Here is a 25,119-nt window from a genome sequence, read left to right as displayed (position 1 = left end):
GCGTGCCCGGCGGATTGCGACAGGCGAGCGCACTCGCCGCGCCGCTGAGCGCTAGGCGGGCGGAGCCGTGTCCTCCTCGCGGAGCCGCGGCTCCGTCCGCCGCTCCGGGCGGAGTCCTGACTTGTCCGCGTAGAACGCGCGGATGAGGTCCATGTCGGTGCGCACATCGCCGGTCAGCTCGATTGTGGGCCCCAGCCCCGCCGTCATGGTGGTGCGGTCGACGTAGCCGAGCGTGACCGGCAGACCGGCATCCTGTGCGATCCGGTAGAAGCCCGACTTCCAGTACGACCCGGAGCCGCGGGTGCCCTCCGGAGTGACGACGAGCCCGAAGTCCTCGCCGTGCCGGATGCGTGCGACGACCTCCTCGACGACACGCGACGGGTCCGCGCGATCCACGGCGATGCCCCCGAGGCCGCGCATGATCCGGCCTCGCCAGCCCCGGAACAGGCTCTCCTTGCCCAGCCATCGGAACGGGATGCCGAGACGCCAGGCGATCGCGAGCATGAGGACGAAGTCCCAGTTCGAGGTGTGGGGGACGCCGAGCAGCACGGTCGGACGCGCGGGGGCCGGTTCTGTGGACAGCGTCCATCGGCTGAGCGCCCAGTACGGGCGCGCGAGGAGGCGGAGCATCCGACAAACGTACGCCGCCACCCTGGTGATGTTCGGCACCGCCCTCGTCGCCGGTCCTGCCTAGACTCGGAGGATGCCCGCCTTCGCCCTCGAATCGCGCCTCGACGGCGCCGTGGGCGGCAAGACGGCGACCGCGCTGGCGAAGGCGTTCGGCATGCGCACCGTCGGCGACCTGCTCGCGCACTACCCGCGCCGCTACGCGCGCCGCGGTGAGCTCACCCCCATCTCGTCGCTTCCGGTCGGCGAGCCGGTGACGATCGTGGCGGAGGTGCGCCGGGCGAGCGAGCGACGGATGCAGAACCGCAAAGGCTCGCTGCTGGAGGTCGTGATCAGCGACGGCCAGGGCGAACTGTCCCTCACGTTCTTCAACCAGTCCTGGCGTCTGAAGGACCTGCAGCCCGGGCGCCGTGGGGTCTTCGCCGGCAAGGTGGGGGAGTACCGCGGCGCAAAGCAGCTCGCGCATCCCGACTACGAGCTGTTCGATGACGAGGAGACCGCGCGGCTGACCGCAGAGGCCAACGCGAACCTCCCGATCCCGATCTATCCGGCCACCAGCTCGATCGCAAGCTGGCAGCTGCGAAAGATCGTAGAGCTCGTCCTGGACGGTCTCGGACCGGTCGCCGACCCGCTCCCGGAGGAGCTGCGTCGACGGGACGGACTTCTGGACGCGCGCACGGCGCTCGAGCGCATCCACCGCCCCGACTTCGAGGACCAGATCGAGCAGGCTCGCAGCACTCTGCGCATGCACGAGGCGTTCGTCCTGCAAGTCGCACTCCTGCAGCAGCGGCAGTTCGTGCGCGCACTGTCGGCGACCCGCCGGATGCCGGGCCGACTGCTGGCGGAGTTCGATGAGTCCCTTCCCTTCGCCCGCACACCCGACCAGGTGTCGGTCGGGGATCAGATCTCCTCCGACCTCGTCGGCGACTGGCCGATGAACCGCCTCGTACAGGGTGAAGTGGGGTCCGGAAAGACGCTGGTCGCGCTGCGGGCGATGCTCCAGGTCGCCGAAAGCGGCGGTCAGGCGGCGTTGATCGCCCCCACCGAGGTCCTCGCAGGGCAGCACCTGCGCTCGATCGCACGGGTGCTGGGGCCTCAGCTCGCGCCCGAACTCATGCCCACGCTGCTCACGGGGCAGATGCCCGCCGCTGAGCGTCGCAAGGCCGCGTTGCGGACCGCCTCGGGTCAGGCGCGCATCGTCATCGGAACCCACGCCCTGCTGAGCGAGACCACCACGTTCGCCGACCTGGGCCTGGTCGTCGTCGACGAGCAGCACCGCTTCGGTGTCGAACAGCGCGAGTCGCTGCGCGCGAAGGGCGCTGCGCCGCACGCACTGGTGCTGACGGCCACGCCCATTCCGCGCACGGTGGCGATGACCGTCTTCGGCGACCTCGACGTGTCGACGATCCGCACGATGCCGGAGGGCCGCGCCGGGATCGAGACGTTCGTCGCGCCGCTCGCCGAGAAGCCCGGCTGGTTCTCGCGGGTGTGGGATCGCATCGCCGAGGAGGTGTCCCAGGGGCACCAGGCGTTCGTGGTGTGTGCGGCCATCGACGCTGAGGCGTCCGTCAAGGACGACACGGCCGATGAGCCGGTCGCCGTCGTCGCCGGCGAGGCTCCGCGCACGCGATGGGGCGTGGCGCAGGTCATCGACCTGCTGTCTCGGCATCCGGCGTTCGCCGATCTGCGGGTTGCGCCTCTGCACGGCAAGATGCCCTCGGACGAGAAGGACGCGATCATGCAGTCGTTCGCGCGCGGCGATATCGACGTGCTGGTGGCCACGACCGTCGTCGAGGTGGGTGTGGACGTCGCGAACGCGTCGACCATGGTGATCCTCGAAGCAGACCGCTTCGGCGTGTCACAGCTGCACCAGCTGCGCGGCCGGGTCGGCCGGGGTGCGATCGCAGGTCTGTGCCTGCTCGTGACCGAGGCACCCGCAGGGACGCCCGCGCGGGAACGCGTGGACGCGGTGGCGAGCACGCTCGACGGGTTCGCCCTCGCCGAGGTCGATCTGGACCTCCGCGGTGAAGGCGATGTGCTGGGCGATGCGCAGTCCGGCGTCCGGTCGTCGCTGCGCCTTCTGCGGGTGGTGACGGATGCCGACATCATCGCGGCGGCTCGCGTGGCCGCCGAGCACGTGCTCGACGAGGACCCTGCTCTGAAGGAACACGCCGGGCTGGCAGCGGCGCTCGAGCGCCGCCTGGGTATGGAGGAGCGCGCGGCCCTGGCGAAGAATTGACGCGGCGAGTGCTTCGACGGACCGCCGATAGGCTCGTCCCATGAGCAGTCGGATCGCCGTCGTCCCCGGATCCTTCGACCCGCCGACGTTGGGTCACCTGGATGTCATCCGTCGCGCCGCCGCGCTCTACGACGAGCTGCACGTGCTGGTCGTGCACAATCCGGGCAAAGAGGCGATGCTGCCGATCGCCCAGCGACTCAGTCTGCTCGAGCAGTCGATCGCAGAGGATGGGGTCGTTGGCGATGTGACCGTCGCGTCGTGGAGCATGGGCCTGCTCGTGGACTACGCCACGGACGTCGGTGCCGGCGTGCTGGTGAAAGGTATTCGCTCGCAGGTCGATGTCGCCTACGAGACGCCGATGGCGATCGTGAATCGGCACCTCGCCCACGTGGAGACCGTGTTCCTGCTTCCTGACCCCGCACATGCCCTGGTGTCGAGCTCGCTCGTGCGACAGGTCGCCGCGCTCGGCGGCGACGTCTCGCCCTTCGTTCCCCCCGCGGTCGCCCGCTTCCTGGACACCGGGGCGCGCGACATCTGAGCCGATCGCGGCCGATCCGCCGTATTCAGCCGTCGCCCATCCGCATCCCGGTAGCATTGACGACCGTGAGAAAGCACCGTTCCGGCCCCTTCGTCGTCCCTGCGCGCGACATCGTCCATCACCCCGGCGAGATGCGCGAGTTCACCCTCGACGTACCCGCTCCGCAGAAGTGGGGCGAGGGTCTGGTGAGCGTTCCCGAGGGCGAATCCGTCCTCGTCGATGTGCGCCTCGAGTCGGTCCACGAGGGGATTCTCGCCACCGGTCGCATCGAAACCGAGTACTCCGGAGTCTGCGGCCGATGCCTGACGGATATCGTCGAGCCTGTCGAAGTCGAGTTCCAGGAGCTTTTCGCGTATCCTGAAATGGAAGCAACTGACTTCGGGGTTCAAGACGACCACGTGGATCTTGAAACTCTGGTCAGGGATGCGACCGTACTGGCGCTTCCGTTTCAACCGGTGTGTCAGCCGGATTGCCCCGGCCTCGATGCGGCCACGGGTGAGCGGCTGGCCGTGAGCACCGGAACAGAGCAGCGCACGCCCCTCGATTCTCGCTGGGCTGCGCTCCAGCAATTCACCCCAGACCACGACGACGAAGAGCCGCGCAACTAGCGGAATCCGACGCCGAGAACACAGAAGAGAGCAAGCCATGGCAGGTAACCCCCCGAAGCGGAAGGTCTCCCGCTCCAACACCCGTTCGCGTCGTGCCCAGTGGAAGGCGGCGCCCATCACGCTGACGACCACGATCGAGAACGGCAAGGTCGTCTACAGCCGTCCGCACCAGGCGAAGGTCGTCACCGACTCGCAGGGCACGGAGCTGTTCCTCGAGTACAAGGGCCGCAAGGTCGCTGACGTCTGAGCCGCTCGCTGCTGCCGTGAACGACGTGTCAGCACAGCGCACCGAACTCACCGACAAGCTCGGCGTCGTCATCGACGCCGAGCTTCTGTCGCTTGCGTTGACCCACCGATCGTGGGCGTACGAACATGGCCAGGTGCCGCACAACGAGCGACTCGAGTTCCTCGGCGATTCGGTTCTGGGCCAGGCCGTCACGGTCCGACTGTTCACGTCCAATCCGGGGCTCGATGAGGGCGCGCTGGCGAAACGACGTGCGAGCGTCGTGTCCACTGTCGCTCTGGCCGAGGTCGCCCGCGGTATCGGTCTCGGCGAATACGTGAAGCTCGGCCGCGGCGAAGAGCAGACCGGTGGCCGGAACAAGGACTCGATCCTGGCCGACACCATGGAAGCCGTCATCGGCGCCACCTACCTGTCGGTCGGTCCGGATGCGGCGACAGCGCTGGTCCTGCGCCTCATCGATCCGCTGCTGGATGACCCCGACCGCGACGGCGCATCGGTCGATCCGAAGACCACGCTGCAGGAGCTCGCCTCGCACATCGGGGCGGCACCGCCCGTCTACGAGGTCTCCTCGACCGGGCCGGACCACAGTCGCGTGTTCGCCGCCACCGTCACGGTCGCCGAATACTCGGCAGCGGGCACCGGGTCAAGCAAGAAGCAGGCGGAGATGGCAGCCGCCCTGATCGCGTGGCGCGAGCTCAGCGGCCGCACCTGAATCGTGACTCCACGCTGCACCGCTGTCTGAGCTGAAACGTGTCTGAGCTGAATCATGTCTGAGCTGAATCATGCCTGAGCTGCCCGAGGTCGAGGTCGTGCGCGCGGGGCTGGATCCGGCGGTGACCGGGGCGACCGTCCTGGGGGTCACGGTCCTGGACGAGCGCGCCCTGACCCGGTATTCCGGCTCGGCGGCGCAATTCGAGGCTGCGCTCACCGGGCGCGTCGTGCGCAGCGCGGCACGGCGGGGCAAGTTCTTGTGGATGCCGCTGCAGCCAGGACCGGACGATGCGCCCGCCGCCGACGCGCTCGTCGCCCATCTGGGCATGAGCGGTCAGCTCCTGCTGCGGACGCCGGGCACCGCGGCGGAGCGGCACGAGCGCGTGCGCCTGGACATCCAGCATCCTGAGCATGGCGAGTTCACGGTCGTGTTCGCCGACCAGCGCACCTTCGGCTCCCTGACCCTGGACACGCTGGTGCCGACACCGGATGCCGCGCCCGGTGGCCTCGGATCGCCTGACGCGACGGTGCCGAGTCAGGTGGCCCACATCGCACGCGACCCCCTGGACCCCGCATTCCGGGATCTAGAGTTCCGAACGACGCTGGCGCGCAAGAAGTCTGCGATCAAACGGGTTCTCCTGGATCAGTCGGTACTCAGCGGTGTCGGCAACATCTACGCCGATGAAGCGCTGTGGCACTCCCGCATCCACCCCGGAACACCGGCGAGTGCACTGTCCACCCGCGCGGTCAACCGACTCCTCGCCGATGTGCGAGGAGTGCTGGAGCGCGCGCTGGCAGAGGGCGGTACGAGCTTCGACGCGCAGTACGTGAACGTCAACGGTCAGGCCGGCTACTTCGCACACTCCCTCAACGCGTACGGCCGGACCGGCGAGCCGTGTCCGCGCTGCGGCAGGCCCATCGTCCGAGTGTCGTTCATGAATCGCTCCAGCCATTACTGCGCGCACTGCCAGCCCTTCGACAAGCGCAGGGACCGGTCACGCCCGGTCAGCTGAGCAGCTTCTGCCAGGCGCCGGCGTAGGAGGCCGGGATGAAACCGATCGCCTCGTTGATGTCCAGCATGTGCCGGTTCTCTTCGGCGTTGAACGTCGAGACCCGGGGGGATTCAGGGACCAGCTCCCGCCAGCGCAGCAGGTTGGCGCACTTGACGACGGTACCGAGTCGGCGTCCGCGGTGATCCTTCAGGACGAGCGTGCCGTACTGCTGCGTCGCACCGGTGTGGTCCTCCGCGATCACCAGCTCGTTGTACGCCGCGATCGTTCCGGTCGACACGTGCTGTGCGGCGGCGACGGAGACCGTGAGACCCTGCGCCTTCAGCCGGGCGTCACGGCGCTGCACGCGGGCGGCATCCCAGTGCTGTTCGTCCATGGCAAGTCCCGCCGTCGGCGCGTCGGTCGACATCCGCGAGATCGCATACGCGAACCCGTCGAGGTGCTCGGGCGGCGTGGGGGAGGTCCACATCACGAGCCGGTAGTCGTCGCCGGCGACGGTCTGCGCCGCCGCGAGCATCTGCTCCAGGACGTCGAAGTCTGCACGCAGGTCGAACACGCTGTTGCGCTCGACCTGCTCGAGCGTGAATCCGGTGTCGCGCAGGAACGCCGTCTGGGGGTCATCGGCCGGGACCGACCCGTACCCCGTGGGCGGTGCGATGCGGGGTCCCGGCGCGTCCGGACGGTGCAGGGTCCAGGTCTGGATCGTCCGGATGCCGCGGGCGCGGGCCTCGTCCTCCACAACAGTCAGCAGCGCCTGCTCCGCGCCTTCGCCTCGGTGCACAGGGTCGATCATCAGGTCGAACTCGACGGAGCTCACGTCGTCCTGGTTGGCGATCAGGATCTTGACCGCGCCGAGGATCTGCCCGTCCCGTTCTGCGACGTAGCCGAGCTGGGTCCAGTCGGTCTGGTCCTGCCAGAAGCCGAAGACCTCTTCGGCGTCCTCGCGCAGGTCGTCGTGTCCCGCGTCGGCAAGACACACCGCGTTGCCGATCCGGACCATCTCGAGGAAAGGACCCGCGTCGGGTGCCTCGAGGCTGGCCGGCACAGCGAGACGTGACACCGTCAGGCGGGTCTCCTGGGTCAGGTCGTTCATTCCAGGACCTTCTTCCACGCACCCTCGTACGCGATCGGCGCGAAGCCGATCGCCTCGTTGATATCCAGCATCGGGCGATTCTCCTCCGCGTTGTAGGTGATGACTCGGGGGGACTCCGGCGCGACCTCGCGCCAGGACAGCAGGCCGGCGCACTTGACGAGCGTGCCCAGCTTGTGACCGCGATGCTCCTTCAGCACCAGCGTGTCCTCCTGACTGGAGGCCTCCGTACGGTCCTTGCCGATGACCAGCTCGTTGAAGGCGCACAGCTCACCCGTCGCGACGTGCTGCGCGGCCGTCACCTGCAGCGTGCGGCCCGCCGCCGTGTAGAGCGAGTCATGCCGAGCGACGCGCGCGGCGTCCCAGACCTCCTCATCGAATTCGAGGTTCGCGGCGGGGGCGTCCGTGATCATGCGCGACTTCATCCACGCGTATCCATCAGCGAACTCCGGTGGGGTCGGTGCGAACCACCGCACCAGCCGGTAGGCGGTCGACGGGGCGGTCGAGTCGGCGAGCAGCCGCTCGACCTTCTCGAACGATCCGTGCAGGTCGAACGCGCTGCTGCGCTCCACCTGTTCGAGCGTGTAGCCGTGGCGAGCGAAGAACCGCGCGATGTGGTCGCGCGGGATCGATCCGAAGCCGGTGGGCGGTTCCAGCCGCGGGCCGGGAGCTTCGGGATGCTCCGCCCAGGACTGCAGAACGCTGCGCCCGGAGCGTCGCGCAACATCTTCGACGTGCGCGTACGCCGCCGCGCCGATGCCGCGGCCCCACACTTCGTGGAGGAGTTCGATGAGCCAGAACGCGTTGCGCGATCCGCCTTCCAAGGGGAAATCGATACCGACGCGCCCGACGTACCGGCCGTCGACCTGGACCAGCCAACAGCGCCGTTCCTGATAAGGATCAGGCTGATAGTGGGGGAGCAGTTCATCGGGTGCGATGCGGTGATCGTCGTGGCCGGAGATCTCGCGATAGATGAGGTTGCGCAGACGGACCATCTCCACGAAGTCGGCGGCATCCGGCGCATCGATCGTCGTCGGGATCGTCAGCGGACGCAATGCGACGTCGACGGGTGCGGTGATCATGGTCGGTCCGTTCGTTAGTGGTGGGTTCCCGGGGCCGCCCTGGACGGCCCCGGGAGGGATCAGGTGCGAACGCTGCTCAGAGCGTGCGAACGCAGGGTCACGTGAAGTCGGTCGTCGTGGGACCGGGAGTTCGCGAGTCGGCGGGCGTGGCCGTCGTGGTCACGCGCGCTGTCGAGGCGACGGGCGCTGCGAAGCAGCAGCCAGAGGCCGACCCGCAGCCCGAGCCGGTCGGTGAGCGCCAAGCGCACACCGTCCGTCGCCGAGGCGGGAAGCAGCCTGTCCGAGCCGAGAGACCGGACGGGCGCCAGCGTGTCGTTCATGGTGGTCTCTTTCGAGTGAAGGTGGTGGTGGGTGCCCGAGCGGGCGGTGTCGCTGAGACGCGACAAGAGGAGAGCTCAAGGAAAAGCTGCCTTCGCGGGCCGCTGATACACGGACCGAGCGGACGGAAACGTCCGGTGGGCAGAGTCCTCCTGGGCGGCGATCAGCCGGCGGTGGGAGCAGCGGCGTCGAACGTCGAGGTCACCGGAGCGATTCCGCAGAACGGGGAACGGTGAACGGGCGCGAAGCCTGGGTTCATCATGTGCATCATCGGTGACCTCCCTTCAAGAGTTGGACGCGAGAAGAGACGATAGCGCGGGCCGCGGGTTGCGTCAAGGGAATTCGCAGACTCGACACCCGACGGGCGTGTCGCGACATGTCGGCGACCGCTCCCCTCGAGCGCCGGGTCCGGCCCGCCTGCGCGGATCCGCCGGCGTCCTCGGGTAGCGTGAACCCGTGAATCGACCGGGCCGGAGGACGCTTCCATGCACCTGAAGAGCTTGACGCTCAAAGGGTTCAAGTCGTTCGCCCAGCCGACGACCTTCGCCTTCGAGCAGGGCGTGACCTGCATCGTCGGCCCGAACGGCTCGGGCAAGTCGAACGTGGTCGACGCGCTCGCATGGGTGATGGGTGAGCAAGGAGCCAAGACTCTACGCGGCGGCAAGATGGAAGACGTCATCTTCGCCGGTACCGCGACGCGAGGACCACTCGGCCGGGCCGAAGTCCAACTGACGATCGACAACGGCGACGGCGCCCTGCCGATCGACTACTCCGAGGTCACCATCAGCCGGACGCTGTTCCGCAACGGGGCCAGCGAATACGCGATCAACGGCGGCGTGTGCCGGCTGCTGGACGTGCAGGAGCTGCTGAGCGACTCCGGGCTGGGCCGGGAGATGCACGTCATCGTCGGTCAGGGTCGGCTCGACAGCGTGCTGCAGGCATCTCCGGAGGAACGCCGCGGTTTCGTCGAAGAGGCGGCCGGCATCCTCAAGCACCGCCGCCGCAAAGAGAAGACCCTCCGCAAGCTCGAGGCGATGCAGGCGAACCTGACGCGCCTCAGCGACCTTGCCGGCGAGCTGCGCCGCCAGCTCAAGCCGCTCGGCCGGCAGGCCGAGATCGCCCGGGAGGCGGCGACCATCGCCGCCGTCGTGCGGGACGCCCGTGCGCGGCTGCTCGCCGATGAGCTGGCCGGTCTGCGGTCGGAGCTGGCCGCCCATGCGCGCAGCGAGCAGGAGCGGCACACCGAGCGGCTGGTGCTGCAGGATCAGGCGGAGAGCCTGCGCACCCGCATCGCCGCACTGGAGGAGCAGCAGCGATCCGAAGGAGTGGACGAAGCGCGCAGCATCGCCCACGGTCTGGAGCGTGTCCAGGAGCGCTTGCGCAGCCTCTACGCCCTGACCGGGCAGAGGCTCGCCCTTCTCGGCGAGGCCGCGGACGATCAGGGTCTGGAGCTCACGACGGTCTCGCAGGCGATGATCGACGATGTCCGGGCAGAGATCGAAGAGATCGCCGCGGGGCTGGGCTCTGCCCAGGATGCGGCGGTCGAGGCATCGCGCGATGTCGTGCGCTCACGCGGCGAACTGGATGCGCTCGACGCGGACATCGCTGCCCAGAGTGCGCTGGTCTCGGAGCACGACATGCGACTGACCGCCTTGCGCGGCTCGGCGGAGGCCGCCGCGTCGGCGCTGACCGCGGTGCGCGCCGGCGTGGAACGCCAGCAGCGGGCGCTGGATGCCGCGCTGGCCCGTCGCGCCGAAGCCGAGGCCGAGCTGGCCGGCGTCGGTCCCGACGTGGTTCCCGAAGGTTCCGCCGCCGAGTTCGCCTCTGCGTACGAGCGCGCCCAGCGGGACGCGACGGATGCCGAAGCCGCCGTCGGTCTTCTCCGCGAGCGACTGCATGCCGCGGAGCGGGAGAGCGAATCCCTTGCCGCTCAGACCACCGCCCTCGGTCGCGCCCTGGATGTCCGCAACGCCGCGGCAGAGCTCGTCGCGCGCGGCGGCTCGGGTATCCGTGGCCTGCTCGGAGACTCCATCAAGGTCACGCCCGGGTACGAGTCGGCGATCGCCGCCGCGCTGGGCCCGTTGGCCGAAGGCGTGCTCGTGGACAGCCGCGACGATGCGTTCACGGTCGCCCACACGGTCAGCGGCGGCGACCTCGGCGTCGTGGACATCGCCATCGCCCTTGCACAGGCGCCGGCGCCGGCCTTTCCGTCGACGGCGGGCGTCGTTCCGGCCCGGGACGTCGTCACCGCACCCGACGGGGTGCTCGGCATCCTGTCGCATGTCGTGGTCGCCGAGGATCTCGAGGCGGCCCGCGCGGCCGGGCGCTCTCTCGCCGCCGCCGACCTCGGTGGCCCCGTCACGATCGTGACGCGCGCCGGTGAGGTCTACACCGAGTACACGCTGCGCTCCGGTTCGGGACAGGGTCGTTCCCGGCTCGAACTGGCGGCCGAGCGGGATGCCGCGGCGGAGCGCCGGAGCGAGATCGTGATGGTCGCCGACTCACTGCGTGAGGCCCTGGCTGACGAAGTGCGTGGGCTGGAAGACTCCCGGCAGCGCACGAAGTCGGCGCTCGCCTCCCTTCGGGAGCACGATGCCGCACTGGCCGCGCACGCGGAGAAGGCCAACCGGGCCACCGTCCGGCACGAGGCTGCCATCGCCGACTGCGAACGCCTGGCCATCGGTCTTGCGCAGGCCGCGGCGGCCGTCGACGAGGCCGAGCGCGCGGTGGACGCGGCCGAGGAGCGACTGATGCGTGCCCGTGAGGCGCCGCGCCCGATCCTCGACGCGTCCGCCCGCGAGGGCATGCTCGCCGAGCTCGAAGCTGCCCGGGACGCGGAGATGCGCGCGCGCCTGGATGTCGAGACGCTCAAAGAGCGGGTTCGCGCGGGCGAGGCGCGGGTGGTGCAGCTCGAACGGCAGCGCGAGCGGGAGCGTGCCGCGGCGGCCGAGGCCGCGCGGCGTGCGGTTCTGCGGCGGGCGCAGCGCGAGATCGCCGCCGGTGTGGCCGCCCAGTTGCCCGCAGTGCTGGATTCGGTCGACCGCTCCGTCAGCCTCGCGCGGGTCCAGCTCGCGTCGGCCGAATCGGCTCGCACCGCGGTCAGCACCGAGCTGGCCGACCTGCGGCGACAGGAGACAACGATCCGTGATCGACTGTCCGGTCTGACCGAGAGCGTGCACGGACTGGAACTGCAGATTCACGAGAAGCGGCTGCACGTCTCGAGCCTGCTCGAGCGCGTCGCGTCAGAGCTCGGCCTCGATGAAAATATTCTCCTTTCGGAATATGGCCCGGATCAACCGGTTCCGAGTGCCGTGAGCGTGGCTGAGGCTGAGGCTGAGGCTGAGGCTGAGGCTGAGGCTGAGGTTGAGACTGAGGCTGAGACTGAGGCGGAAGGGAAAGAGGGACGGGCCGATGCCTCCGCAGCAACATCCGTCCCGTTCGATCGTGCTCAGCAGCGCCGCCGACTGCAAGACGCGGAACGCAAGCTTGCGCAGCTCGGGCGCGTGAACCCGCTCGCGCTGGAGGAGTTCGCCGCACTCGAGCAGCGCCACAAGTTCCTCGTCGAGCAGCTCGCGGATCTGACACAGACCCGCTCGGACCTGCTCACGATCATCGACGAGCTGGACGAGCGGATGCAGACGATATTCCTGGCGGCGTTCGAGGACACGCGGGTGGCGTTCGGTGAGGTGTTTCCGGTCCTGTTCCCGGGCGGCACAGGCAGCATCAGCCTGACCAATCCGGGCGATCCGCTGACGACCGGCATCGAGGTATCCGTGCGGCCCGTCGGCAAGAAGATCGAACGTCTCTCGCTGCTTTCCGGCGGCGAGCGGTCACTCGCGGCCGTCGCGCTGCTGGTGGCCATCTTCATGGCACGCCCGAGCCCGTTCTACATCCTCGACGAGGTGGAAGCCGCGCTCGACGACGCGAATCTCGGTCGCTTGCTGGGCGTCTTCGAACGGCTGCGCGAGAGCAGCCAGCTCATCGTCATCACTCACCAGAAGCGCACCATGGAGATCGCCGACGCGCTCTACGGCGTCTCGATGCGTCAGGACGGCGTGTCGGCGGTCGTCGGTCAGCGCGTGGGCGAGCGCGCCTCGGCCTAGGAAGTCGGCGCGTCCTCGACGTCGTGGCGAACGAGGCCGAGCGCATCCTTCATGCGCATCTCGTGCCCGGCCGCGTACGCGGCATCCCACTCCTCCGGGTCGACCTGCTCCGACATGCGGGCGCGCAGATCGGCCTCGCCCCGCCGCGAGTTCGGCCATGGCACTCTGCCGGCCCGAGCGCGGAGCCCGTCCATGGCACCGATCGCGGTGACGGCCGCAGCAGGAACGGCCTCGGCGGCAGACAGACGACCGAAGGCATAGAGGATCTGGCACGCCGTCAGAGTCGCGGTACGACCCGTGTCGAGGTCGGCCATCACGCGGCGGAGCTGACGCCGCGCGGCATCATGATCGCCGGCCTGCACGTCGATGACCGCGAGGTGGGTGCGCGCGCTCGATGTGAGCCACTGCAGGTCGAAGCGGGATCCGAGCTGGTCCACCTCCAGGAGATACGGCCGCGCTGACTCGTCATCGCCCAACGACATCCTCACCATCCCGACCGTGAGTGCCGCGGCGGCGACGAACGGGTCGCGATTCCCGGCGAAACCTTCGTACGCCGCGTTCGCCGCGTTCAAGGCGCCGGTGACGTCACCGGTGATCGGCAGCGCCCAGGAGACGGCGAGCCACAAGAGGCTGCGCAGTCCCGGGTCATCCACCTCGCCGATCAGCCGCTGCAGGGGCTCGATCGTCCCGAGTGCCCCGTCGTCATCGCCGACCTCGACCGCGGTGACGGACGTGATGAAGGTCAACTCGGCGGCTGCGCGGAGGTCCAGCGCGCGCAGATCGACGCGGCCGTAGAGTTCGCGTGCCCAGTCGCGTCCTTCGGACATCCGATCGTGCATCTGCCAGAACAACCACAGGGTGCGCAGCAGGTGCGGGAGCCGGGTCACGTCGTGGGCGAACAGCCAGCGGATCGCGACGCGGATGTTCTCCTCGTCCGCGGCCAGTCGATCGGTCCATTCGACGAGCTCTTCCGGCGGGCCCTCGCTCTCCACGAGCCTGGAGAAGCACTCGGCGTGGCGAAGCTCCACCTCATCTCGCGCCGGGCCCCGCAGCAGCTCACCGGCGAACTCGCGCACCGTCGACAGCATCCGGAAGCGCGGCTCCGCTCCGGCCGCGTCGACGCTGACCAGGCTGTGGCCGGCGAGGGCATCCAGCAGATCGAGCGTGCGGTCCTCGTCTTCGCTGCACACCTCGGCGGCCGCGGCGATGGTCCAGCCGTCGGCGAAGACGGACAGTGTCGCCAGCAGGCCCCGCTGCGCCTCGTCGAGCAGTCCGACGCTCCACTCGACGGTGGCACGCAGAGTCCTCTGCCGCTCGGGCAGGTCGACAGGGCCGGCGCCGAAGGCGTCCAGCACGTGCTCCAGGCGCGAGAGCAGCGCGTCAGGCTCCAGCAGTCGGATCCGCGCCGCCGCGAGCTCGATCGCCAGCGGAACGCCATCCAGCCGCCGGCAGATCTGCAGCACGGCGCCGCTGTTCTCGGCAGTCAACACGAAGCCCCGACGGACGGCGACGGCGCGATCGACGAACAGCTGCACGGCAGGAAGCGCCAGCGCCTCGTCCCGCGTCAGCTGCTCAGCGGGCGCGGGCACCGCGAGCGGTCCGACTGCGTATTCATGCTCTGCGCGAATGCGAAGAACGGTGCGGCTGGTGGTCAGGATCTTCAGCCCCGGGCAGTGTGCGAGAAGATCGTGCAGCTCGGGGCCGACGGCCGCGACCTGCTCCAGGTTGTCCAGGATCAGCAGCGTGCGTTCGTCGGCAATCCGGTCGATCAGTGCGTCTCGGGCTGACCGCATCCCCTCGATCGAGGCGCCTGCGGCCGACGCCACGCGAGGGATGACCGCGGAAGCCTCGGCCGTCGCCGCGAGCGGCGCGAACACCACGCGCATCTCGTTACGCGCGTCGATCGCCTCGCCGACCGCGATCGCGATCCGTGTCTTGCCCAGGCCGCCTGCGCCACTGAGAGTCACCATCCGAACGTCGGGCGCATCCAGCAGCGCGAGGACGGCCTCGATGTCGTCCTCGCGTCCGATCAGCGAGGTCGAGGTGATCGGCAGTGTGCGGTCGCTGTGCGTCTCCGGCTCGGAAAGCGGTCTTCCGGCTCGGGCGCCGGCGCCGCTGACGAACCGCTCGCTCAGCAGCAGCGCAAGATCGCTGCGCACCAGGCGGCGCAGCTCCTTCGCCGTGTGGAACGTGCGGTAGGCATCCGTGCCCTGTTCACGGATCTCGTCGATCATCGCGCTCAGCCGCGGCTGCCGAGCCGGCGCCGGCGCCTTGAGATACAGCAGTCGGGGGCGGGGGCCGGAGAGACGGAACTCGTCCTCGAGGCCGGAGATGTCCATGTTCGGCCCGATCCATCCGTAACTCTCCCAGTACAGCCCGATGAAGATGTCCGACTGCGCCAGATATGCCCGGTACAGCTCCTGCGGCGGGTGGGGCCTTGCGCCCAGCTCGAACATCACGGGACTCAGGCCCAGCGACTCGATGGCTCGGGCGACCGCTGCGCGCTCCTCGGCGAGTTCCGCGAGCGTGGAACTGACGAACACGCGAAGCCGCTGATCGGGCGTCCTGATCTCGGGCGGCGCTGGCGTCCCTGATGACATGACCTTCATCATGCTCTGCAAGCCGCGCTGTACGCGAGCGCGACTGCAGGCGGGCCGGCGCCGAGTTCCCCGGATACCAGAGCCTAGGCTTGACGCATGGCAGAGAAGTGGTCCCTGGGCGGCGCATTGCGCGGCATGTTCGTGCGCCCGACGATCGATGAGACGACGTGGGACGACCTCGAGACGGCGCTGCTGACCGCGGACTTCGGTCCCGACATCACGGAGCGCATCGTGGACGAGCTGCGTGAAAAGGTCGAGCGCTATCGGACGACCGACCCGCGCGACCTGCAGCGGATGCTCAAGGAAACGCTCGAAGAGCACTTCGCGAAGTTCGACACCACCCTGCATCTGACCGAGCGCCCGGCGGTGGTGCTGGTGGTCGGCGTGAACGGCGTCGGAAAGACCACGACGATCGGCAAGTTCGCCAAGTTCCTGCAGCGCTATGGCCGCAGCGTGGTCGTCGGCGCGGCCGACACCTTCCGGGCCGCCGCCGTCGACCAACTCGCGACATGGGCCGAGCGCGGGGGAGCGGCGATCGTCCGCCCGCAGCACGAAGGGCAGGACCCGGCATCCGTCGCCTTTCAGACGATCGAATACGCACAGCGCACCGGGACCGAGATCGTGCTCGTTGACACCGCCGGCCGCCTGCACACCAAGGGCGGCCTGATGGACGAGCTCGGCAAGATCCGGCGCGTGATCGAAAAACGGGCCCCGATCAGCGAGGTGCTGCTCGTGCTGGACGCGACCACCGGGCAGAACGGGGTCCTGCAGGCACAGGCGTTCCTGGAGCACGCCGGTGTCACCGGGCTGGTGCTCACCAAGTTGGACGGTTCGGCGCGGGGCGGGTTCGTCCTCGCCGTGCAGGAGCGGACAGGCATCCCGGTCAAGCTCCTCGGGCAGGGCGAGGGCATCGGCGACCTCACCGGCTTCACCCCGCACGTCTTTGCCGCGGCCCTGGTCGATTGACCGGTTCCTGATATCCGACCGCGAACCTCGCGGCTCGCCGCAGCGGGATAGCGCCGATGCCGCCGTGCTGGTTTCATGGGGATATGGCGATTGAGCACGATTACTTCGGACTCCTGGAGTCCGGCCCCGACGGGTCGATCTTCTGGTCCGAGAACGTCGATCTCGGGGATCAGACGGTGACCGTCGATCTCACGGCGCCCGACCAGGACGATGTGTCCGAGGCTGCCCTGGATGTCGCGGCGAGCCTGATCTCATCGATCGAGTCGATCGATCACACGGCCCGCAACGCGATGGTGTCCGAGCTCGATGACCGCACGAGTGAGGTGATCGAGTACATCCTGCACCAGCAGGCGACGCTCGGTGACGACCTCGAAGAGCTGCTGGTCGACATCTCCGGCGACACGCAGGTCGATGTGATCCGTTCCCTGCAGCTGATGAGCATGACGATCCTCGCCGATGAGCACGGCGGGGCCGACCCGTTCGCGGTACTCGAGTACGCGCTGGACCCCGACGCCACCGACGATGTCCTCCTGGTCAATCTGGACTCGGACGGCGCGATCCTCTCGGTCACCAGCGCCGACTGAGAGCGGCATCCCCGGCTCGCATGCTGCCCTGCACGGCGATGGGCGAAGGAAAGGATCCGGTTCGTGTCCACTCCTGTGAACGCCGACAACTTCGCTCGCGCCGAGACGGACCGCATGTTCCGCGAGCTGCAGGACAGCGCGGGCGGGGTCAACCGCTTCCTCCACAATCGCAAGCCTGCCGCGATCGACGAGCAGACCGTGATCCGGCTCAACCGGGACACGCTGTACAGCTTCGCGGTCGTCGACGTCCGTCGGGGAGCGACGCTCACTCTGCCTGAGCATGGCGACCGATATCTGTCGGCGATGGTTGTCCCCGTCGACGGGTTCTGGTCGATCTCGGTGTACAACGCGAAGGGGTACTTCGAGCCCAACGAGCGCGAGGCCCACACCGCGAACAACATCACGGGAGTGAAGAACGCGGACGGGTCCACGACGGTGCGGTTCGGCGACTACCCGCGGGACGTTCCCAACGCCATCCCGGTCACCGAGGGGTGGAACTATCTGGTTCGGCTGTATCGGCCCCGTCCTGAGGTGCTCGACGGCAGCTGGGTGTTCCCGCACATCGCCGCGTAGCCCCGCGAGGGTGTCCGCGCAACCCGCCTCACACCGCCTGGGAGAACGTCAGGCCCTCGTGCGCGATGTCCTGCGCCAGGTGCGAGAGGCCCTGGGGGATGTCGCGCCCCTTCGAGATCATCGACTGCGCCCACAGGCGTCCCGCACGATACGACGAGCGCACCAGCGGGCCGGCCAGGACACCGAGGAAGCCGATCCGCTCCGCCTCCTCCTTGAACTGGACGAACTCCGCGGGCTTGACCCACCGGTCCACGGGCAGGTGGCGGGGCGACGGGCGCAGGTACTGCGTGATCGTGATGATGTCGGTCCCCGCATCATGCAGGTCCTGCAGCGCCTGTACGACCTCGGCGGGCTCCTCGCCCATACCCAGGATCAGGTTCGACTTGGTGATGAGTCCGAACTCGCGGGCCCGCGTGAGAACGTCCAACGAGCGCTCGTAGCGGAACGCCGGTCGGATGCGCTTGAAGATGCGCGGCACCGTCTCGACGTTGTGCGCGAACACCTCCGGCCGCGATTCGAACACGGTCCGCAGCAGATCGGGATTGCCCGAGAAGTCCGTCGCGAGGATCTCGACGCCGGTGCCGGGGTTGTCGGCGTGGATGCGGCGCACCGTCTCGGCGTGCAGCCACGCGCCCTCGTCCGGCAGATCGTCGCGCGCGACGCCGGTCACCGTGGCGTAGCGCAACCGCATCTTCTGCACGCTCTCGGCCACCCGGCGCGGCTCGTCCGTGTCGTAGTCGGCGGGCTTGCCGGTGTCGATCTGGCAGAAATCGCAGCGTCGCGTGCACTGCGATCCGCCGATCAGGAACGTCGCCTCGCGATCCTCCCAGCATTCGTAGATGTTGGGGCAGCCGGCCTCCTGACACACCGTGTGCAGGCCTTCCTCCTTGACCAGGGAGTGCAGCGCCGTGTACTCGGGACCCATCTTCGCGCGGGTCTTGATCCACTCCGGTTTCCGCTCGATGGGTGTCTGCGCATTGCGCACCTCGAGCCGGAGCAGCTTGCGGCCGCCGGGCGCGGCGGCGGGAGTGGATGCCGTGCTTCCGGTCGCGCAGCCGCTCACGCCGGTACCCCGGCGTACTCGGCTTCGAAGACGGAGACGATCGAGTCGATCAGGTCTGCGGGCGCGACATCCCGCGCGACCACCTCGCTGACGGTGGTGACCCCGGCGTCGGTGATCCCGCACGGGATGATGGCGCGGAACCCGGCGAGAGTGTTGTCGCAATTGACCGCGAAGCCGTGCATGGTGACGCCCTTCTCCACGCGGACGCCGATCGCCGCGACCTTGTCCTCTGACAGCGGCCGCCGTACCCACACGCCGCTGCGGCCCTCGATGCGGTATCCCGACACCCCGTGCTCCCGCAGGGCGTCGATCAGCAGTCGCTCGAGGCGACGGACGTGGGCGACCACGTCGACCGGCTCGGGCAGGCGCACGATCGGGTACCCGACGAGCTGCCCCGGGCCGTGCCACGTGATCTTGCCGCCGCGGTCGACGTCGATGACCGGCGTGCCATCGCTCGGTCGTTCCTGCGGCTCGGTTCGCCTGCCGGCTGTGTAGACGGCCTCATGCTCGAGCAGGAGCAGCGTGTCGGGTCGGTCACCGCAGAGCACATCGGCGTGGATCCGCCGTTGCAGCTCCCACCCGTCGTGATAGGGCACGTAATCCGGAGCAAGGCCGGCGGAAATGATCTCGAGCACGAGGGGTCCCTTCGCGAGTGTTGTTGTACTCGGTACAAATACTATGCGCGCGGCAACCGTAAGGTGGGGTCATGAATGCCGATTCGCGAACCGGCCGGCCCCGCGCCTCTTCTCGAGAGACTCTCGCCGAAGCCGCGTGCGAACTGTTCCTCGAGCAGGGGTACGAAGCGACGTCGATCGCAGACATCGCCCAGCGCGCGGGCGTCAGCCGCTCCAGCTTCTTCAACTACTTCGCCTCCAAAGGCGACATCCTGTGGGCGGGTCTGGACGAACGCATCGCACAGCTGCAGCAGCGCCTCGCGGAGGATCAGACGACGGATGCCGGGGCCGACGTGCGCGCGGCGACCGCGGCCATCGCCGCGGACTTCGCGCCGGACAGCCTCGCCCTGGCGCTCGTGAACGCAGCCGCGATGGGACTGGTCGACGAGCTGGAACGGGAGGCCTCGTTGCGCCGGTCGCGGATCGCGCGCGCCGTGTCCGAGCGGCTGCGGCGCGGGGGCGCAGATCGGCTGCGCGCCGACGTGATCGGCGCCGCGTTCGCGGGCGCCGTGCTCGCGGCCCTGGACGCGTGGGCTGAGGACGGTGCGGGGCGCACGCCCCTGCCTCGTATGCTCGACGCGGCTCTCGGTGCGGTGCACAGCGTTGCTGCGGAGGCATCGTCGACGGTGCGTCAGCTGCGCGTCGTGGTCCAGGCTCCCGACTTCGACTCCGCGGTCCGGTTCTACCGCGACGAGCTGGGCCTGCCCGAGCGAGAGTCCTACGAGGGAGACGGCGACGCCCGCGTGGTCATCCTCGGCGCGGGCGAGGCGACCCTGGAGCTGGCCAACCCGGGCCAGGTCTCCCTGATCGATCGGGTCGAGACCGATGGCGGTTCCAGCGCTCGGATCCGCGTCGCGTTCGAGGTCGAGGACACCCCCGCCACCGTGCAGCGGCTCGTGCGGGCCGGTGCTCGGGTCGAGGCATCCGCTCGTGAGACGCCGTGGCGCTCGATCAACGCGCGCCTGCGCGCGCCGGCCGACCTGCAGCTCACGATCTTCCAGGAGCTCGGCGAAGACTGAGCGGACGATCCGCTCACGTAAACTTGGAGCACTATGGCAACCTTCGGCACGCTCTCAGATCGCCTCACCGATACCTTCCGCAACCTCCGCACCAAGGGCAAGCTGACGCCCGCGGACGTGGACGGAACGGTCCGGGAGATCCGCCGCGCCCTGCTGGACGCGGATGTCGCGCTGCCCGTGGTGAAGGACTTCACCGCGAAGGTACGCGAGCGCGCGCTGGGCGATGAGGTCAGCAAGGCGCTCAACCCCGCCCAGCAGGTCGTGCAGATCGTCAATGAGGAGCTCGTCGCGATCCTCGGTGGTCAGCAGCGCCGCCTGCAGTTCGCGAAGACGCCGCCGACGATCATCATGCTCGCCGGCCTTCAGGGCTCGGGCAAGACGACCTTCGCCGGCAAGCTCGCCAAGCTGCTGGAGAAGGACGGGCACACGCCGCTGCTGATCGCGGCAGACCTGCAGCGACCGAACGCGGTGAACCAGCTTCAGGTCGTCGCCGGCCAGGCCGGCGCCGCGATCTACGCCCCCGAGCCCGGCAACGGCGTCGGCGACCCCGTGAAGGTCGCCCGCGACGGCGTCGAGGTCGCACGGCGTCAGCAGCACGACGTCGTCATCATCGACACCGCGGGACGCCTCGGCGTGGACGCGGAGATGATGAAGCAGGCATCCGACATCCGCAAGGCCACCGATCCCGACGAGGTCCTGTTCGTCATCGACGCGCTGACCGGTCAGGATGCCGTCAACACGGCCAAGGCCTTCCAGGAGGGCGTGGACTTCACCGGCGTCGTGCTCTCCAAGCTGGACGGCGACTCGCGGGGCGGCGCAGCGCTGTCGGTGGCTTCGGTGACCGGACGCCCCATCATCTACGCGTCCACGGGTGAGGGACTGGACGACCTCGAGCCGTTCCACCCCGACCGTATGGCCTCGCGGATCCTCGACCTCGGCGACATCCTGACCCTCATCGAGCAGGCTCAGCAGGCCTTCGACGAGACCGAAGCCATGAAGATGGCAGAGAAGCTCGCGACCGACAGCTTCACGCTCGAGGACTTCCTCGATCAGATGCAGCAGCTGAAGAAGATGGGCTCGATGAAGAAGATGCTGGGGATGCTCCCCGGCATGGGCTCGATGAAGCAGCAGCTCGAGGACTTCGACGAGAAGGACCTGGACCGCACCGAGGCGATCATCCGCTCGATGACGCCCACAGAGCGCCGCAACCCCAAGGTGCTGAACGGATCGCGCCGCCTGCGCATCGCACGCGGCTCAGGAATGACCGTGACCGATGTCAATGCGCTGGTCAACCGGTTCGAGCAGGCCGCCAAGATGATGAAGACCGTCGCCCGCGGCGGAACGCCCAACATCCCCGGCATGGGCCCGATTCCGGGCACTCGTCCGGGCGCGTCGACGAAGCGGGGCAAGCAGCAGAAGGCGAAGGGGTCGCGGTCGGGAAACCCGGCCAAGCGCGCCGCCGAGAACGCCGGCATTGCGGCATCCGTCCCCGCGGCGCCCAGCGGTTCGGGGTTCGGTCTCGGGGCAGCCAAGGGTGCGCCCAGCGAAGCCGAGCTGGCCGAGCTGCAGAAGCTCCTCGGTCGCGGCTGAGTCCCCCTCCGCGGCATCCCCGCTCCGGGTAGGCGCCCCGGTGCTCAGTGGCCGAGCGACGCGAGGTGCTCGCGCAGGGTGGGACCGGCGCGGAACTCGCGGATCAGATGCTGCACGACCTCTCGAAGGTCTCCGTCCGCGGCATCGGCCACCAACTCCTGACGGGCGTAGCTGGCACCCTGCGTCATGATCGTCTCCAGGCCCGCGAACTCGCGCGCGCATTTGAGTTCCGCCGCGACATCCTCGAGCTGTGCCATCGTCTCGCGGAGATGATCGCGGACCGGACGCTGCGTGCCCTCGCTGTCCACGATGATCCGCGCGTCGAGGCCGTAGCGCGCGGCTCGCCACTTGTTCTCGCGTACGAACCAGGGCTGGATCGACGGCAACGGGCGTCCTTCGTCCAGCTCGCGCGAGAAGTGCTCCACGAGCACCTGCACCAGCGAGGCGACAGCCGCCAGTTCGGGCAGCGTGGACATGCCGTCGCAGGCGCGCACTTCGATCGTTCCCCAGCGCGGGGCGGGGCGGATGTCCCACCGCACCTCGGTGGCGTCGGCGATGACGCCGGTCGCGACCATGTCGTGCAGGTATGACTCGAACTCCGACCAGTTCTGCAGCGGCCAGGGGAGACCCGCCGTGGGAAGCTGCTGGAATACCAAGGACCGGTTGGACGCGTAACCGGTGCGGTCGCCCGCCCAGAACGGGCTCGATGCCGAGAGAGCCTGAAGGTGCGGCAGGTAGACCGCGAGGGCGTTGATGATCGGGAAGACCTTGTTGACGTCCTCGACACCGACGTGGACGTGGATGCCCCAGATCATCATGTTCCGCCCCCACCACTGCGTGCGCTCGATGAGCTTGTGGTAGCGGGTCTTGTCGGTGACCTGCTGGTCGAACCACTGAGCGAACGGGTGGCTACCCGCGCAGAGCAGCTCGACCTCCATGGGGTTGGTCACGGTCCGGATCGCGGCGATCGCATCCGCGATGTCGTCGACGGCGGCGGCGACGGTGCTGCCGATGCCGCTGGTGACTTCCACCGTATTCGTGAGAAGCTCTCCGGTCACCGTGTAGCGCTCGAGGGCGGTGCTGTCCTCGAGCGCGGCGATCAGCTCGGGAGCCCGGGGAACCAGGTCCCCGCTCTCCCCATCGGCGAGCATCAGCTCCCACTCCAGACCCACCGACGAGCGGGCGGAAGTCGCGAAGGGCACCGTCATTCGCACAGTTTGCCATGTGGATGCCGTGATCCCACGCATTCGGTCCCTCCGACCAGTCTGTTGCGGGCGGGGCCGTCTGTTCGCGGGTGGGGCCGCGATGTGGGAGAATAGGGGGTCGGATCACCCGCTCGACCCTCTATCCAGCGCGGAGATCCTCCTTAGAGCTTCCGCCGGGTGTGCACCCCACGCTCCAGGCGATCAGTTCGTTTCCTCTTTCACACAGTTCTGGAGAATCGTGGCTGTCAAGATCCGTCTCAAGCGCCTGGGCAAGATCCGTGCGCCGTACTACCGCATCGTCGTCGCCGACTCGCGCACCAAGCGCGATGGCCGAGTCATCGAAGAAATCGGTCAGTACCACCCGACCGAGGAGCCCTCGTTCATCGAGGTCGACTCCGATCGCGCGCAGTACTGGCTCAGTGTCGGCGCCCAGCCGACCGAGCAGGTTGCCGCGCTCCTGAAGCTGACCGGCGACTGGGGCAAGTTCAAGGGCGACCCCGACGCAGTCTCGACCGTCAAGGTCAAGGAGCCGAAGGCTCCGTTCGAGATCGACGCGAAGAAGAAGGTCGTCATCAAGCCCAAGGCTGACAAGGCGCCCGCAGCCGAGGCCCCGGCAGCGGCTGACGCCGACGCCGCGACCGACGCAGAGTAATCGTGGTGCTCGCCGCCGCGCTCGAGCATGTCGTCAAGGGGATCGTGGATCACCCGGACGACGTGGCCATCCGCTCTTCGACGTCCCCGCGTGGCGACGTCCTGGAGGTTCATGTGCACCCGGATGATCGGGGTCGCGTGATCGGGCGCGGCGGCCGCACGGCGAAAGCCCTGCGCACGCTGATCACTGCACTCGCAGACGGCCGGCGCGTTCGCGTCGACGTCGCGGACGACTGACGTGGCCGACTCCGAAGACTCTGCTCAGGCCCGTCCGCCGAAGTCCGCCAAGACTCAGCTGCGTGTCGGCCGTCTGGTCAAAGCGCACGGGCTCAAGGGAGCGCTCAAGCTCGAGCTGTATACGGACGATCCCGAGGGTCGGTTCACTCCTGGCGCGTCCTTCACCCTGCAGGTTCCCGAGTCATCGCCCTGGCACGGCAAAGTCCTCACGGTGCGCGAGTTCCGGTGGATGAACACGCACGCCGTCGCCTTCTTCGAGGGAGTCGATGACCGCGCGGGGGCAGAAGAACTCGTCCGGGCGATCCTCTGGATCGATCAGGATCCCGCCGAGATCCCCGCCGAAGACGACGCCTGGTACGACCACCAGTTGATCGGGCTCGACGTCGTCCGCGACGGCGAGGTCGTGGGCCGCGTCATCCGCATCGATCACTTCCCCGCGCAGGACCTGCTGACCGTACGGGTCCGCGGCGACCAGGAAGTGCTTGTGCCTTTCGTCAAGGCCATCGTGCCCGAGGTCGATATCGCCGCCGGCCGCGTCTACGTGACGCCCCCGGCCGGCCTGTTCGAGGATCTCCCCGCCGAGGACGGCGATGAGACGCCCGAGGAGCCCGCTGGTTCCGGCGCAGAAGCGACGCCCGCCGACGAGGACGATCCCGCGGAGGCCTGACGTGCGCATCGACGTCGTCTCGATCTTTCCGGCGTTCTTCGACGTCCTCGAGGTGTCGCTGCTGGGCAGGGCCCGCGGCAATGGCCTGCTGGACGTGCGTGTGCACGATCTGCGTGACTGGGCGCACGACCGGCACCGCACCGTCGATGACACACCGTACGGCGGCGGCGCCGGCATGGTGATGAAACCCGAGCCCTGGGGTGAGGCGCTGGAGGCGATCGCCGTCGATGCGGGGCTCGCCGCGGAGACCGATTCCCGCCCGCTCTTCCTCTTTCCCTCGCCGGCCGGTGAGGTGTTCACCCAGGCGACGGCCCGTGAGCTCGCCGGACGCCGGCATCTGGTCTTCGGCTGCGGCCGCTACGAGGGGATCGACGAGCGCGTGTTCGCACACGCGGCATCGCTGGGCGAGGTGCGGCTCGTGAGCCTCGGCGACTACGTGTTGAACGGGGGCGAGGTCGCGGCGATGGCGATGATCGAGGCGATCGCGCGGCTCATCCCGGGTGTGGTGGGAAACCCCGCGAGCCTGGTCGAGGAATCCCACGAGGACGGACTGCTCGAGTATCCGTCCTACACCAAACCCGCCTCCTGGCGGGGCCTGGAGGTGCCGCCGGTACTGCTGAGCGGCAACCACGGCGCAATCGCCGCGTGGCGTCGCGAGCAGCAACTGGTGCGGACGCGGGATCGCCGACCGGACCTGCTCTCCGACGAGGACTGAACCGC

General features: G+C 68.8%; 24 protein-coding genes. 16 read left to right on the top strand and 8 right to left on the bottom strand.

The window, feature by feature from the left end; genetic code table 11:
• Positions 1-51 precede the first annotated feature (51 nt).
• Complete coding sequence (locus tag ABD655_RS10420) at positions 52-630, bottom strand: 1-acyl-sn-glycerol-3-phosphate acyltransferase (RefSeq protein ID WP_344713765.1); 579 nt, start codon at positions 628-630, stop codon at positions 52-54.
• 73 nt (positions 631-703) lie between these two features.
• Between ABD655_RS10420 and ABD655_RS10415 the strand changes: the two genes are divergently transcribed.
• From ABD655_RS10415 to mutM, 6 genes are all read left to right on the top strand, one after another.
• Positions 704-2,866 carry an ATP-dependent DNA helicase RecG gene (locus ABD655_RS10415; protein WP_344713764.1) on the top strand — a complete coding sequence of 721 codons (2,163 nt, stop codon included), beginning with the start codon at positions 704-706 and terminating at the stop codon, positions 2,864-2,866.
• 40 nt (positions 2,867-2,906) lie between these two features.
• Positions 2,907-3,404, top strand: a complete 498-nt coding sequence (coaD, locus tag ABD655_RS10410) for a pantetheine-phosphate adenylyltransferase (protein ID WP_344713763.1) — start codon at positions 2,907-2,909, stop codon at positions 3,402-3,404.
• Between the two features lie 131 nt (positions 3,405-3,535).
• Positions 3,536-4,012 carry a YceD family protein gene (locus ABD655_RS10405; RefSeq protein WP_344713762.1) on the top strand — a complete coding sequence of 159 codons (477 nt, stop codon included), beginning with the start codon at positions 3,536-3,538 and terminating at the stop codon, positions 4,010-4,012.
• Between the two features lie 37 nt (positions 4,013-4,049).
• Complete coding sequence (gene rpmF, locus ABD655_RS10400) at positions 4,050-4,259, top strand: 50S ribosomal protein L32 (RefSeq protein ID WP_243075058.1); 210 nt, start codon at positions 4,050-4,052, stop codon at positions 4,257-4,259.
• A 16-nt stretch (positions 4,260-4,275) separates the two neighbouring features.
• The gene (rnc, locus tag ABD655_RS10395) at positions 4,276-4,968 is read left to right on the top strand and encodes a ribonuclease III (RefSeq protein WP_344713759.1); all 693 of its coding nucleotides are present in this window, start codon (positions 4,276-4,278) and stop codon (positions 4,966-4,968) included.
• 70 nt (positions 4,969-5,038) lie between these two features.
• Complete coding sequence (gene mutM / locus ABD655_RS10390; protein ID WP_344713757.1) at positions 5,039-5,980, top strand: bifunctional DNA-formamidopyrimidine glycosylase/DNA-(apurinic or apyrimidinic site) lyase; 942 nt, start codon at positions 5,039-5,041, stop codon at positions 5,978-5,980.
• Here mutM and ABD655_RS10385 read toward each other — a convergent pair.
• From ABD655_RS10385 to ABD655_RS10375, 3 genes are read right to left on the bottom strand one after another with little or no spacing between them, the layout of a single operon-like run.
• On the bottom strand, positions 5,973-7,070 hold the full coding sequence (locus ABD655_RS10385) for a GNAT family N-acetyltransferase (protein WP_344713755.1): 1,098 nt from the start codon (positions 7,068-7,070) through the stop codon (positions 5,973-5,975). The genes mutM and ABD655_RS10385 overlap by 8 nt on opposite strands.
• On the bottom strand, positions 7,067-8,149 hold the full coding sequence (locus ABD655_RS10380) for a GNAT family N-acetyltransferase (RefSeq protein ID WP_344713754.1): 1,083 nt from the start codon (positions 8,147-8,149) through the stop codon (positions 7,067-7,069). The genes ABD655_RS10385 and ABD655_RS10380 overlap by 4 nt, the downstream gene beginning before the upstream one ends.
• 59 nt (positions 8,150-8,208) lie before the next feature.
• Complete coding sequence (locus ABD655_RS10375; RefSeq protein ID WP_344713753.1) at positions 8,209-8,469, bottom strand: hypothetical protein; 261 nt, start codon at positions 8,467-8,469, stop codon at positions 8,209-8,211.
• 483 nt (positions 8,470-8,952) lie between these two features.
• Here ABD655_RS10375 and smc point away from each other — a divergent pair, with 483 nt between their 5' ends.
• Positions 8,953-12,570, top strand: coding sequence for a chromosome segregation protein SMC (smc, locus tag ABD655_RS10370; protein WP_344713751.1), 3,618 nt, complete (start codon positions 8,953-8,955; stop codon positions 12,568-12,570).
• Here smc and ABD655_RS10365 read toward each other — a convergent pair.
• Positions 12,567-15,113: a DUF4062 domain-containing protein gene (locus ABD655_RS10365; protein ID WP_344713749.1), complete on the bottom strand. Its 2,547-nt coding sequence runs from the start codon at positions 15,111-15,113 to the stop codon at positions 12,567-12,569. The genes smc and ABD655_RS10365 overlap by 4 nt on opposite strands.
• Positions 15,114-15,266: 153 nt before the next feature.
• Here ABD655_RS10365 and ftsY point away from each other — a divergent pair, with 153 nt between their 5' ends.
• The 3 genes from ftsY (at position 15,267) to ABD655_RS10350 (ending at position 17,293) form a co-directional block, all read left to right on the top strand.
• On the top strand, positions 15,267-16,136 hold the full coding sequence (ftsY, locus tag ABD655_RS10360; RefSeq protein ID WP_344713747.1) for a signal recognition particle-docking protein FtsY: 870 nt from the start codon (positions 15,267-15,269) through the stop codon (positions 16,134-16,136).
• 83 nt (positions 16,137-16,219) lie between these two features.
• On the top strand, positions 16,220-16,720 hold the full coding sequence (locus ABD655_RS10355; RefSeq protein WP_344713745.1) for a DUF2004 domain-containing protein: 501 nt from the start codon (positions 16,220-16,222) through the stop codon (positions 16,718-16,720).
• Positions 16,721-16,783: 63 nt separating this feature from the next.
• Complete coding sequence (locus ABD655_RS10350) at positions 16,784-17,293, top strand: DUF1214 domain-containing protein (RefSeq protein ID WP_344713743.1); 510 nt, start codon at positions 16,784-16,786, stop codon at positions 17,291-17,293.
• Positions 17,294-17,321: 28 nt separating this feature from the next.
• Here the strand turns inward: ABD655_RS10350 and lipA are convergent, their stop codons facing one another.
• Complete coding sequence (lipA, locus tag ABD655_RS10345) at positions 17,322-18,356, bottom strand: lipoyl synthase (protein ID WP_344713741.1); 1,035 nt, start codon at positions 18,354-18,356, stop codon at positions 17,322-17,324.
• A complete protein-coding gene (gene lipB / locus ABD655_RS10340; protein WP_344713739.1) occupies positions 18,353-18,991 on the bottom strand; it encodes a lipoyl(octanoyl) transferase LipB in 639 nt (212 codons plus the stop codon). Before lipB ends, lipA begins: the two co-directional genes overlap by 4 nt.
• Before the next feature lie 71 nt (positions 18,992-19,062).
• On the opposite strand from lipB, the gene ABD655_RS10335 reads away from it, so the two are divergent.
• Together ABD655_RS10335 and ffh are read left to right on the top strand one after the other, a co-directional pair.
• A complete protein-coding gene (locus ABD655_RS10335) occupies positions 19,063-20,049 on the top strand; it encodes a TetR family transcriptional regulator (RefSeq protein WP_344713738.1) in 987 nt (328 codons plus the stop codon).
• Positions 20,050-20,082: 33 nt separating this feature from the next.
• The gene (ffh, locus tag ABD655_RS10330) at positions 20,083-21,639 is read left to right on the top strand and encodes a signal recognition particle protein (RefSeq protein WP_344713737.1); all 1,557 of its coding nucleotides are present in this window, start codon (positions 20,083-20,085) and stop codon (positions 21,637-21,639) included.
• Between the two features lie 44 nt (positions 21,640-21,683).
• On the opposite strand, the gene ABD655_RS10325 is transcribed toward ffh, so the two are convergent.
• Positions 21,684-22,847: a glutamate--cysteine ligase gene (locus ABD655_RS10325; RefSeq protein ID WP_344713735.1), complete on the bottom strand. Its 1,164-nt coding sequence runs from the start codon at positions 22,845-22,847 to the stop codon at positions 21,684-21,686.
• A 235-nt stretch (positions 22,848-23,082) separates the two neighbouring features.
• On the opposite strand from ABD655_RS10325, the gene rpsP reads away from it, so the two are divergent.
• Genes rpsP through trmD form a run of 4 tightly spaced genes read left to right on the top strand, consistent with a single transcriptional unit; the run spans position 23,083 to position 25,114 of the window.
• Positions 23,083-23,496: a 30S ribosomal protein S16 gene (gene rpsP, locus ABD655_RS10320; protein WP_344713732.1), complete on the top strand. Its 414-nt coding sequence runs from the start codon at positions 23,083-23,085 to the stop codon at positions 23,494-23,496.
• A gap of 5 nt (positions 23,497-23,501) precedes the next feature.
• Complete coding sequence (locus ABD655_RS10315) at positions 23,502-23,732, top strand: RNA-binding protein (RefSeq protein WP_257502050.1); 231 nt, start codon at positions 23,502-23,504, stop codon at positions 23,730-23,732.
• A 1-nt stretch (position 23,733) separates the two neighbouring features.
• On the top strand, positions 23,734-24,399 hold the full coding sequence (gene rimM / locus ABD655_RS10310; RefSeq protein ID WP_344713730.1) for a ribosome maturation factor RimM: 666 nt from the start codon (positions 23,734-23,736) through the stop codon (positions 24,397-24,399).
• A 1-nt stretch (position 24,400) separates the two neighbouring features.
• Positions 24,401-25,114 (top strand): tRNA (guanosine(37)-N1)-methyltransferase TrmD, encoded by a 714-nt coding sequence (trmD, locus tag ABD655_RS10305; RefSeq protein ID WP_344713728.1) that lies wholly within the window; start codon positions 24,401-24,403, stop codon positions 25,112-25,114.
• The last annotated feature ends 5 nt before the right edge of the window (positions 25,115-25,119 follow it).

This window comes from Microbacterium terregens, assembly GCF_039534975.1.
Taxonomy (GTDB): Bacteria; Actinomycetota; Actinomycetes; order Actinomycetales; family Microbacteriaceae; genus Microbacterium; species Microbacterium terregens.
This window is presented reverse-complemented; position numbering and strand designations above follow the sequence as displayed.

Coding starts and splice junctions, on each gene's coding strand:
- ABD655_RS10385 (WP_344713755.1), bottom strand. CDS start 7,070: ATGAACGACCTGACCCAGGAGACCCGCCTGACGGTGTCACGTCTCGCT.
- ffh (WP_344713737.1), top strand. CDS start 20,083: ATGGCAACCTTCGGCACGCTCTCAGATCGCCTCACCGATACCTTCCGC.
- coaD (WP_344713763.1), top strand. CDS start 2,907: ATGAGCAGTCGGATCGCCGTCGTCCCCGGATCCTTCGACCCGCCGACG.
- ABD655_RS10380 (WP_344713754.1), bottom strand. CDS start 8,149: ATGATCACCGCACCCGTCGACGTCGCATTGCGTCCGCTGACGATCCCG.
- ABD655_RS10375 (WP_344713753.1), bottom strand. CDS start 8,469: ATGAACGACACGCTGGCGCCCGTCCGGTCTCTCGGCTCGGACAGGCTG.
- ABD655_RS10415 (WP_344713764.1), top strand. CDS start 704: ATGCCCGCCTTCGCCCTCGAATCGCGCCTCGACGGCGCCGTGGGCGGC.
- ABD655_RS10325 (WP_344713735.1), bottom strand. CDS start 22,847: ATGACGGTGCCCTTCGCGACTTCCGCCCGCTCGTCGGTGGGTCTGGAG.
- ftsY (WP_344713747.1), top strand. CDS start 15,267: ATGGCAGAGAAGTGGTCCCTGGGCGGCGCATTGCGCGGCATGTTCGTG.
- ABD655_RS10355 (WP_344713745.1), top strand. CDS start 16,220: ATGGCGATTGAGCACGATTACTTCGGACTCCTGGAGTCCGGCCCCGAC.
- rpmF (WP_243075058.1), top strand. CDS start 4,050: ATGGCAGGTAACCCCCCGAAGCGGAAGGTCTCCCGCTCCAACACCCGT.
- mutM (WP_344713757.1), top strand. CDS start 5,039: ATGCCTGAGCTGCCCGAGGTCGAGGTCGTGCGCGCGGGGCTGGATCCG.
- smc (WP_344713751.1), top strand. CDS start 8,953: ATGCACCTGAAGAGCTTGACGCTCAAAGGGTTCAAGTCGTTCGCCCAG.
- ABD655_RS10335 (WP_344713738.1), top strand. CDS start 19,063: ATGAATGCCGATTCGCGAACCGGCCGGCCCCGCGCCTCTTCTCGAGAG.
- ABD655_RS10420 (WP_344713765.1), bottom strand. CDS start 630: ATGCTCCGCCTCCTCGCGCGCCCGTACTGGGCGCTCAGCCGATGGACG.
- ABD655_RS10405 (WP_344713762.1), top strand. CDS start 3,536: ATGCGCGAGTTCACCCTCGACGTACCCGCTCCGCAGAAGTGGGGCGAG.